Origin of the sequence: Variovorax sp. (genome assembly GCF_035634955.1) — a bacterium.
GTDB lineage: Bacteria > Pseudomonadota > Gammaproteobacteria > Burkholderiales > Burkholderiaceae_C > Variovorax.
Window position 1 is genome coordinate 26997 of sequence record NZ_DASQBZ010000028.1, and the last position, 9335, is coordinate 36331.

The window sequence follows — 9335 nt, forward strand, 5'->3', positions numbered from 1 at the left end:
GAGGAACGCCTGCCCCATGACCTACCTGGCCAAGCCCCGCCTGCATCACCCGACGCTGACCACCAACAAGGTCGGCTACACCCGGCGCGACTACGAAGGCAAGATCTCCACGCTGTGCGCCGGCTGCGGCCACGACTCCATCTCGGCCTCGATCATCGAGGCCTGCTGGGAGCTGGACATCGAGCCGCACCGCGTGGCCAAGCTCTCGGGCATCGGGTGCAGCAGCAAGACGCCCGACTACTTCCTGGGCGCCTCGCACGGCTTCAACACGGTGCATGGCCGCATGCCCAGCGTGCTGACCGGTGCCAACCTCGCCAACCGCGACCTGCTGTACCTGGGCGTCTCGGGCGACGGCGATTCGGCGTCGATCGGCCTGGGCCAGTTCGCGCACGCCATGCGGCGCGGCGTGCGGATGGCCTACATCGTCGAGAACAACGGCGTGTACGGCCTGACCAAGGGCCAGTTCTCCGCCACCGCCGACCAGGGCTCGCGCAGCAAGAAGGGCGTGGTGAACACCGACAGCGCCGTCGACCTGGTGGCGATGGCGCTGCAGCTGGGTGCCACTTACGTGGCGCGCGGCTTCTCGGGCAACAAGGCGCAGCTGGTGCCGCTGGTCAAGGGCGCCATCAGCCACGGCGGCGCCGCGTTCATCGACGTCATCAGCCCGTGCGTGGCCTTCAACAACCATCCGGGCAGTACCAAGAGCTACGACTACGTGCGCGAGCACAACGAGGCGGTCAGCCGCATCGACTTCATCACCGGACGCGAGGAGATCACGGTGGAAATGGCCCCGGGCGAGGTGATGGACGTTCGCCAGCACGACGGCAGCCTGCTGCGCCTGCGCAGCCTGCATGCCGACTACGACCCGGGCGACCGCTACGCCGCGATGGCCTACATGCAGCGCCACCAGGCGCTCGGCGAGATCCTGACCGGGCTGCTGTACGTCGACCCCATGGCCACCGACCTGCACACGGCGCTCAACACCAGCGAGGCGCCGCTCAACAGCCTGGGTGCACCAGAACTGTGCCCGGGTGTCGCAGCGCTGGAGCGGCTCAACAACTCCTTACGCTGAGGGGCCTTGCGCCGCTGGCGCGGCTGGCCCAGCATTGCGTCTTCGACGTGAACGAGTTCCGCCAGCAGGAGGGTGCCATGGCCGAGCGAACCGTCTTCCAGTCCATCTCCCGAAAGCACGTGCTGAGCCTGTCGCCGCAGGCCAGCGTGCGCGAGGCTGCCGGCGCGATGACGCGCGCCAACTGCGGCAGCGTGCTCATCATGGAGCCGCCCGACCTGCTGCTCGGCATCCTGACCGAGCGCGACCTGATGACCCGCGTACTCGCGCGCGGGCTCGATCCCGAGCGCACCGCGGCGCGCGAGGTGATGACGCCCAACCCCATCTGCGTGCCGCCGCACATGCCGGTGTCCGACGCGGTGTGCCTGATGCTGGAGCGGGGCTTTCGCCACCTGCCGCTGGTCTCGGGCAGCAAGATCCTCGGCGTGTTCTCCGTGCGCGATGCGCTCCCGCGCGAACTCGGCGTGGCCTGGAGCATGAGCGAGTTCAACGAGCAGCTCAACGACGTGCTCGGCTGAACGGCTAAGGTGGGTCGAGCAGCTTGAGGCGCTGCACCTTGCCCGAGGGCCCGCGCGGCAGTTCGGCAACGAAGCGGAACTGCGCCGGCGTCTTGTAGCGGCCCAACCGGTCCTGGCAGAACGCACGCAGCGCGGCTTCGTCGCAAGCTGCTCCCTCGCGCAGCACCACGCAGGCCAGGATGTCCTGCCCGTAATGCCGGTCCGGAATGCCGACTGCCGCCGCATCGAGCACGGCAGGATGCTGCAGCAGCGCCTCGTCGATCTCGCGCGGCGCAATGTTCTCGCCGCCCTTGATGATCAGTTCCTTGATGCGTCCGGTCACGAAGAAGAAGCCGTCGGCGTCGCGGTGCCCCACGTCGCCGGTGCGCAGCCATCCGTCGGGGGTGAAGGCCGCTGCGGTGGCCTCGGCATTCTTGTAGTAGCCGCGCATCACGTTCGGGCCGCGAATGGCGATCTCGCCGCTGGTGCCGTCCGCCACGGGCTGCAGGTCGGCGCCGATCACGCTGGCGTCGCACCCCGAGGCGCGGCCCACGCTGCCGACCTTGCGCAGCTGCGGCGCCAGCGGGTTGGAGAAGGCGGGCGCCGCCGTTTCCGTCAAGCCCATGGTCTCGATGATCCCGATGCCGAACTTGCGCTCGAACGCGAGAAGATGCTCGGGCGGAAGCGCGGCCGAGGCGGAGCGGCAGAAGCGCACCGGCGCCGTGGCCGCGGGTGGCGGCACGTCGCCTTCGAGCAGGAACGAGACGATGGTCGGCACCACGTTGATCCAGGTGCAACGGTTGGATTCGACCTGCGGCCAGAAAGCGCTGGCGGAGAACTTCGGGGCGAGGGCGACGCTGCCGCCATGCGCCAGCGGCGCCAGCATGGTCACCGTGAAGGCATTGATGTGATAGAGCGGCAGCACGCCCAGCACCCGGTCCGACGGCGCGAGCGCGTGTTCCTCGCCGATCGCCGCCGCATTGGCGGCCAGGTTGGCCTGGGTGAGCATGACGCCCTTGGGCCGCCCGGTGGTGCCCGACGTGTACATCAGCAGCGCCGTGGCGTCCGGCGACGGCGGCGCGACATCGTCGTCGCCGGCCCGGTCGGCGGCGACCTGCGCGGCCGCGGGGTCCATCACGCGCACCGCGATCGGGCGGCCGGCTTGCTCGAGCAGCGCGCGCACCCGCTCCTCCCACTCGGGGGCCACGTACACCGCCTTGCAATCGGAATGCTCGAGCACGTAGCGCATCTGCTCGGGCTGCGACAGCAGGTTGACCGGGTTCACGCAGCGCCCGCCATACATCGCGCCGAGCAGCAGCAGCAAGGTCTGCAGGCCGTTGGGCATGACGAGCGACACGGTGTCGCCCGGCTCCACGCCGTCGGCCTGCAGCAGAGCGCAGACTTCGCGGCAACGCGCGCGCAGTGTCCCGAAGCCGATTGCTGCCGCGCCGTCGCTGGAGACGGCGTAGACGGCATCGGGCCGCAACGCCGCCTGGCGTTCGACCAGTGCGTGCACCGTGCCGCCGGCATGCCGGCTGTCGGTGCGAGCCGGCTCCATGTCGCCTGCGGGATGGTTCATGCCTGCCCGTACCTGTCGAAGTAGCTGCCGAAGATCTCGCGCTCGGTCGGCACGCGCTCGGCGATGGGGCGCGACACGCGGGTGATGTTCAGGTAGTGGCGATAGTTCATGTTCTCCGAGAAGTTGTTCCCGCCCCAGGTGCCGCAGCCCATCGACAGGGAAAAGGGCAGGCCGTTGTCGAAGCTGCCGCCGGTGGCGATGCAGTGCGCCTGGTTGAAGATCACGCGCGACACCGGCAGCGTCAGCCCGAGCGCCAGCGCGCGTTCCGGCCGCGCGCTGTGCAGGCCCACCGAATGGCCGGCACCCTGGTAGGCGTAGATGCGCCGCACGGTCTGCGCCGCCGCGTCGAAGTCGGCCACGCGGTACAGGGTGAGCACCGGGCTGAGCTTTTCGCCGGAGAACGGATGGGCGCTGCCCACGCCTTCGTCAGGCACGATCAGGATGGCAGGGCGGCGCTGCGCGATGTCCTGCCAGGCCGCCTGCCCGGGGGCGCCGCGCTCGGCCAGGCGCGTGGCAATGGCCTGGGCCGACTGGCCGATCACCGCGGCCGACAGCTTGCCGTCGGGCCACATCAGTTGCGCCAGCTCGTCCCGGCGTGCGCCGTCCAGCACCACCGCGCCGCGCTCGCGCAGCGCCGACAGCAGCGCGTCGCAGGCCTGGTCGACCACGACCAGGCTGTTTTCCGACGAACAGCTGGTGGCGTTGTCGAAGGTCTTGGACTGCAGGATGCGGTCGGCCGCGGCGGCCATGTCGGCCGTCTCGTCGACGATGCCGGCCACGTTGCCGGCGCCGACACCGAATGCCGGCGTGCCGCACGTGTAGGCGGCGCGCACGTTGGCCTGCGAACCGGTGGCCACGACCAGGTCGCACTGGCGCATGAGCTCGCCCGTTGCGGCCTTGTCCACGGGCGAGGGCAGGCATTGCACCAGGTCGCGCGGCGCGCCGATGCGGTCGAACTGGTCATGGATGTACTCGATCAGCCGCGCGCAGGTCGACCAGCCCTTGGGCGACGGCGCCACGATCACCGCGTTGCGCCCCTTCAGCGCATTGATGATCTTGTTGGCCGGCGTGGCCGCCGGGTTGGTCGACGGCGTGACGGCGCAGACCACGCCCACCGGCCGGGCGATCTCGATGATGCCCAGGGCCTCGTCCTCGCGGATCACGCCCACCGAGCGGGCGCCCTGCAGGTCGCGCAGCAGGCCCAGCGTCTTGCGGTGGTTCTTGCGGATCTTGTCGGGCACGTTGCCCACGCCGGTGTCGGCCACCGCCAGTTCGGCAAGCGCCCGGTTGCGGTCCGGCGCCATGATGGCCCAGCCGGCGGCGGCCACGATGTCGTCGATGCGCGCCTGGTCGTAGCCGTCGGCGATGCGTTGCGCCGCGCGGGCGCGGGCCACCAGTTCGGCAACCACCGTGGCTGCCCGGGATGGTGCCGGCGCCGTGGCGCCTTCATTGCTTTGCATGTCACTCCACCTTGATCTGTGCGTCGCGGGCCAGTTTGGCCCACTTGTCGAGTTCGGCGCTGACCACCTTGGCCAGTTGCGCCGGCGTGCCGCCCACGCCTTCGCTACCCTGGTCGAGCAGCTTGGCGCGGATGTCCGGTTCCTTGAGCAGTTCGTTGAGCGCGCGGTTGAGCTTGTCCACCACCGGCGCCGGCGTGTGCGCCGGAACGAACATCGCGTACCAGGAGTCGACCTCGAAATCGGGGACGCCGGCCTCCTGCATGGTCGGCACCTCCGGAAAGGCGGCGCTGCGCTTGACGGTGGACATCGCCAGGGCCTTGAGCTTGCCCGCCTTCACGTGCTGCGCCGCCGCCGGGATCGACACCCACAGCAGCGGGACCTGGCCGCCCATCACGTCGGTCACGGCGGGGCCGCCGCCGCGGTAGGGGATGTGCGTCATCTGGATGCCTGTGCGCAGCTTCATCAGTTCGCCGGCCAGGTGTCCCGGCGAGCCGTTGCCGACCGACGCGTACGACAGCGACCCGGGCTTGCTCTTGGCCAGCGCGATGATTTCGGCGACGGTGTTCGGCGCGAACTGCGGGTTGGCCACCAGGATCTGCGGCAGCGAGGCCACCGTGCCCACGGGATCGAAGTCGCGCGCGGTGTCGAACGGAATCTTGGTGTAGATGGCCGGGTTGATCGTGTGGGAGGACAGCGTGAACAGCACCGTGTAGCCGTCCGGCGCCGCCTTGGCGGCGATCTCGCTGCCCACCAGGCCCGCGGCGCCGCCGCGGTTGTCGATCACCACCGGCTGGCCCAGCAGCGCCTGGAAGCGCGGCTGCACGATACGCGCGATCACGTCGGTGCCGCCGCCGGGCGGGTAGGGCACCAGGAACCGCACGGGCTTGTCGGGGTAGGTGCCCTGGGCGCGCGAATGCAGGGGCAGGAGTGCTGCGGTGGCGCCGAAAGCGAGCGTCAGGCAGCAGGCTCGTCGGCCGCGTTCGATGGTCTCCATGATGCTTGTCTCCGTGTTGTCTCTGTCGGACGTTGGAAAGGCGGCGACGCTGCCGCCTGCGTATACCCCAACGTGTGGCTCGCATCGCGGGCACAGGCCAGGAGCATTTCGGAGAGCTGGCGCGCCTGGGCGCGCGCGAAGCGGATGGAGGGCACGCTCATGCCTACCGCGGCCACGGCCTGGCCGCGGGCGTCGAACACTGGCGCGCCGAGGCCGCACACGCCGGTGCGCCATTCCTCGCGGTTTTCGGCGTAGCCGCGGCTGCGGACCCGCGCCAGTTCTGCCAGCAGCGCGGCGGGATCGGTGATGGACTTCGGCGTGTGCGCCACCAGCGGGCCGAGCAGGGCGCGCAATTGCGCCTCGTCCGGCTGCATCACGGCCAGCAGGGCCTTGCCCGAGGCCACGCAGTAGGCGGGGGCGCGTCCGCCGATGCGCGAGTACGCGGCCACCGGCAACGGGCTGTCGAACTTGTCGAGGTAGACGATCTCGCCGCCGTCGAGCGCGGCCAGGTGGATGGTTTCTCCGCTCGCCTGTGCCAGGCGGGCCAGCAGCGGATGCAGCAGCGCCGGCAGGTTCGCCGAGTCGCCGGTCTGCGCGCCGAGCTCGAACAGCTTCATGCTGGGCCGGTAGCCGCTGGTGGCCGGGTCCTGCAGGGCCCAGCCGCATTCGACCAGCGTCTGCAGCGTGCGGTGGGCATTGCTGCGCGGCACGCCGAAGGCCTGGGCGACGTCCGTGACGCGGCATTCGCGACCGGCGCGTGCCAGCCATTCGAGGACGGCGAGTCCCTTGGCGAGAGTGGAATCCATTGTGTTCTAACAGTTGGAACGTCGTCTGATATGTTGGAATCAATGTAGGCGCGCTCGCCGGCCGCGTCAAGCACCGGTCGGCGGTCCGCGCGCAGTGGGCGGTCGGCGCTGCGGGCGTCGGCTTTCCCGGACGCGGGCCTTGCGCGAGGGCTGGATTTCCAGCCGTGCGATGCCGGGAAAACCATGAGCGCCGGCGCGGCCCGCCTTGTATTTCAAGCACTTGCGTGCGTTCGCTCGACGGGCATGCGCGTTGCTATGGGTTGGCCGCCCATGCGCAGGCCGGCTGACCGGCCCTGCTCGGGGGACCCGTTTTGACAACGCCAACGAGGAGACAAGACAGATGACCGGATCCCACAAGAGGACTCGCAATCGCAAGCTCACCCTGGGCCTCAGCGCGCTGACCTGCGCACTGATCCTGGCGGCCTGCGGCGGCGGCAGCGACAGCAACCCCAGCCCCGGCACGCCCGGCGGCGGCACGCCACCCGTCGGCGATGGCGGCACGCCGCCCGGCGGCGACCCGGGCACGCCCGATACCGGCAACCCCGATCCGGGAACGCCGGCGGATGCCACCGTGCGCATCAAGGTGCTGTCGTCGTCACCGGCGCTGGTGACAGGCGACGATGCGCTGATCGAACTCGAACCGCTGGCCGACGCGGCCATGGACGGCCTCGCGGTCACCGTGGACGGCCGGGACGTGACTGGCGCGTTCGCACGCAACCCGGCCAACGGACGGATGGTGGGCAAGGTCACCGGCCTGAAGGTCGGGGACAACGAACTGGTGGCCAGCCTGGGCGGGTACGAGGCCAGGAAGGTCCTCACCGCCTACCCGATCACAGGCCCGGTCATCTCCGGCCCGCACGAGCAGCCGTTCGTCTGTGGCTACGAGACCTTCACGCGCATGGGCGGGCAGAAGCTCACGCCGACGGGCGACGACAAGTGCTCGGTCGTCACGCGGGTGGACTACTACTACCGCAACAGCGCGGGCGGCAACACGCGATTCGTGCCGGAGCAGATCACCGAGTACCCGGCCAACATGACGTACCTGACCATCGACGGCAAGCAGGTGCCCTACGTGGTCCGGCTGGAAAGCGGCACCATCAATCGCGGGCTCTACCAGTCGGCGATCCTGCATGACGTGCTCAACGAACCGCCGCCATCGCCCACCTCGCGGCCGGCCGGCTGGACCGGAGGGCTGATCTATCCGCTCGGCGGCGGCTGCCAGGGCGGCTGGTTCCAGCAAGGCAACGACTTCGGCACGCTGATCAACCCGACCTACCAGAGCCGCGGCCTGGCGGTGACGACGTCGACGCTCAACGTCTTCGGCACCAACTGCAACGACCAGCTCTCGTCCGAGACCATCGCGATGGTCAAGGAGCGCTTCATCGAGAACTTCGGCGTGCCCACGTACACCATCGGCACCGGCGGCTCGGGCGGCTCCTACCAGAGTCACCAGACCAGCGACAACTATCCGGGGCTGTTCGACGGCGTGGTGGTCAGCCAGGTGTTCGCGGACGTGACCTCGTCGACGATCTTCAAGCTGCACGACTCGCGCGTGCTCAACACCTACTTCAATGATCCGGCGACCGCCGCCCTCAACTACACGGTCGAGGAGAAGCAGGCGATCTCGGGCTACCTGCAGATCGGCAACATCGCGAACATGAGCGGCAGCGCCGGCCGGCTGGACCCGGTGGTGTCGTTCCCGTCGGGCGTGCCGGTGGAGCAGCGCTACGACGCGGCCACCAACCCGACGGGTGCGCGGGCCACGGTGTTCGACCACACCATCAACGTCTACGGCAAGACCGAGCAGGAAGGCTTCGCGCTGCGGCCGATCGACAACGTGGGCATCCAGTACGGCCTGAACGCGCTCAACGAGGGCAGGCTCTCGATCGAGAAGTTCCTCGACCTCAACGAGCGGATCGGCGGCGTCGACCGCGACATGAAGCCGACGGCCGCCCGCACCGTGGGCGATCCGGACGCCTTGCGCCGGGCCTACCAGTCGGGCCGCATCGTCAATGGCGGCGGCGGGCTCGCTTCCACCGCCATCATCGACATGCGCGACTACAACGACCAGACGGTCAACGGCGACATCCACACCAAGATCCACTCGTTCTCGATGCGCGAGCGGCTGCGCCGGGCCAACGGCGACATCGGCAACCACGTGATGTGGACCAAGGGCGGCACCAGCGCCGAGGCCTTCGATGCCATGGACAAGTGGTTGCGCGCGGTCAAGGCCGACGCCTCCGACCGCACCCTCGCGCAGAAGATCAGGCAGGACCGCCCGGCGGACCTCAAGGATGCCTGCTGGAAGGACGGCTTGCGGTACGAGGAGGAGCAGACGGCCTTCGGTCCCGGCGCCTGCAACACCTTCTACCCGGCCGGCACCACGCCGCGCATGGCCGCGGGCGGTCCGTTGACCGACGACATCGCCAAGTGCCAGCTCAAGCCGCTCAATCCGTCGGACTACAAGGTCTTCTTCACGCCGCAGCAGTGGGGTCGCATGACGGCCGCCTTCCCGGACGGCGTGTGCGACTGGACCCGCCCGGGCGTGGGGCAGACGCCGCTGGCAGGCACCTGGCTGTCTTTCGGCCCTTCGCCGGTGCGGCTGCTGTTCGACATCACGGGCCAATTGACGCCCAACGTCCAGTGATGCCGGCGGCCGGCGCCGCAGGGGGCCGGCCGCATCCATCCGAAATTCCTTCCCATTCATTCTTCCGGAGTACACATTGAAAGCATCGATCGCAACCAAGGCCGTGGCACTGGTCGCAGCCTTGACCGCATCCGTGGGCCTGCATGCCCAGGACTACCCTGGCGACAAGGTGGTCACCATCGTGGTTCCCTTCGCCGCCGGCGGGCCGACCGATCGCGTCGCGCGCGACCTGGCCGAGGCGCTGCGCAAGCCCCTGGGCGCCACCAGCGTGGTGATCGACAAC

7 protein-coding genes and 1 pseudogene are annotated in these 9335 nt (G+C 69.5%); 4 read left to right on the top strand and 4 right to left on the bottom strand.

The window, feature by feature from the left end; genetic code table 11:
• The first annotated feature begins 16 nt into the window (after positions 1–16).
• Both VES41_RS19490 and VES41_RS19495 read left to right on the top strand, forming a co-directional pair.
• Positions 17–1072: a 2-oxoacid:ferredoxin oxidoreductase subunit beta gene (locus VES41_RS19490; protein ID WP_324820452.1), complete on the top strand. Its 1056-nt coding sequence runs from the start codon at positions 17–19 to the stop codon at positions 1070–1072.
• A 77-nt stretch (positions 1073–1149) separates the two neighbouring features.
• Positions 1150–1587 carry a CBS domain-containing protein gene (locus VES41_RS19495; RefSeq protein WP_324820454.1) on the top strand — a complete coding sequence of 146 codons (438 nt, stop codon included), beginning with the start codon at positions 1150–1152 and terminating at the stop codon, positions 1585–1587.
• A 4-nt stretch (positions 1588–1591) separates the two neighbouring features.
• Here VES41_RS19495 and VES41_RS19500 read toward each other — a convergent pair whose 3' ends face one another.
• The 4 genes from VES41_RS19500 to VES41_RS19515 are packed head-to-tail and all read right to left on the bottom strand — an operon-like array spanning position 1592 to position 6405.
• Positions 1592–3145, bottom strand: coding sequence for an AMP-binding protein (locus VES41_RS19500; protein ID WP_324820456.1), 1554 nt, complete (start codon positions 3143–3145; stop codon positions 1592–1594).
• Positions 3142–4605: an acylating sulfoacetaldehyde dehydrogenase gene (gene sauS, locus VES41_RS19505; protein WP_324820458.1), complete on the bottom strand. Its 1464-nt coding sequence runs from the start codon at positions 4603–4605 to the stop codon at positions 3142–3144. The genes VES41_RS19500 and sauS overlap by 4 nt, the downstream gene beginning before the upstream one ends.
• Position 4606: 1 nt before the next feature.
• Positions 4607–5599, bottom strand: a complete 993-nt coding sequence (locus tag VES41_RS19510) for a tripartite tricarboxylate transporter substrate binding protein (RefSeq protein WP_324820460.1) — start codon at positions 5597–5599, stop codon at positions 4607–4609.
• Positions 5560–6405, bottom strand: a complete 846-nt coding sequence (locus VES41_RS19515) for an IclR family transcriptional regulator (RefSeq protein WP_324820462.1) — start codon at positions 6403–6405, stop codon at positions 5560–5562. The genes VES41_RS19510 and VES41_RS19515 overlap by 40 nt, the downstream gene beginning before the upstream one ends.
• 340 nt (positions 6406–6745) lie before the next feature.
• On the opposite strand from VES41_RS19515, the gene VES41_RS19520 reads away from it, so the two are divergent.
• Complete coding sequence (locus tag VES41_RS19520; protein ID WP_324820464.1) at positions 6746–9052, top strand: DUF6351 family protein; 2307 nt, start codon at positions 6746–6748, stop codon at positions 9050–9052.
• Between the two features lie 76 nt (positions 9053–9128).
• Positions 9129–9335 (top strand): annotated as a pseudogene (locus tag VES41_RS19525) (tripartite tricarboxylate transporter substrate binding protein BugD); the annotation flags it as partial.

What these genes read in the sequence shown, in the direction of transcription:
- VES41_RS19515 (WP_324820462.1), bottom strand. Translation starts at nt 6,405, where the DNA reads ATGGATTCCACTCTCGCCAAGGGACTCGCCGTCCTCGAATGGCTGGCA.
- VES41_RS19520 (WP_324820464.1), top strand. Translation starts at nt 6,746, where the DNA reads ATGACCGGATCCCACAAGAGGACTCGCAATCGCAAGCTCACCCTGGGC.
- VES41_RS19495 (WP_324820454.1), top strand. Translation starts at nt 1,150, where the DNA reads ATGGCCGAGCGAACCGTCTTCCAGTCCATCTCCCGAAAGCACGTGCTG.
- VES41_RS19510 (WP_324820460.1), bottom strand. Translation starts at nt 5,599, where the DNA reads ATGGAGACCATCGAACGCGGCCGACGAGCCTGCTGCCTGACGCTCGCT.
- VES41_RS19500 (WP_324820456.1), bottom strand. Translation starts at nt 3,145, where the DNA reads ATGAACCATCCCGCAGGCGACATGGAGCCGGCTCGCACCGACAGCCGG.
- VES41_RS19490 (WP_324820452.1), top strand. Translation starts at nt 17, where the DNA reads ATGACCTACCTGGCCAAGCCCCGCCTGCATCACCCGACGCTGACCACC.
- sauS (WP_324820458.1), bottom strand. Translation starts at nt 4,605, where the DNA reads ATGCAAAGCAATGAAGGCGCCACGGCGCCGGCACCATCCCGGGCAGCC.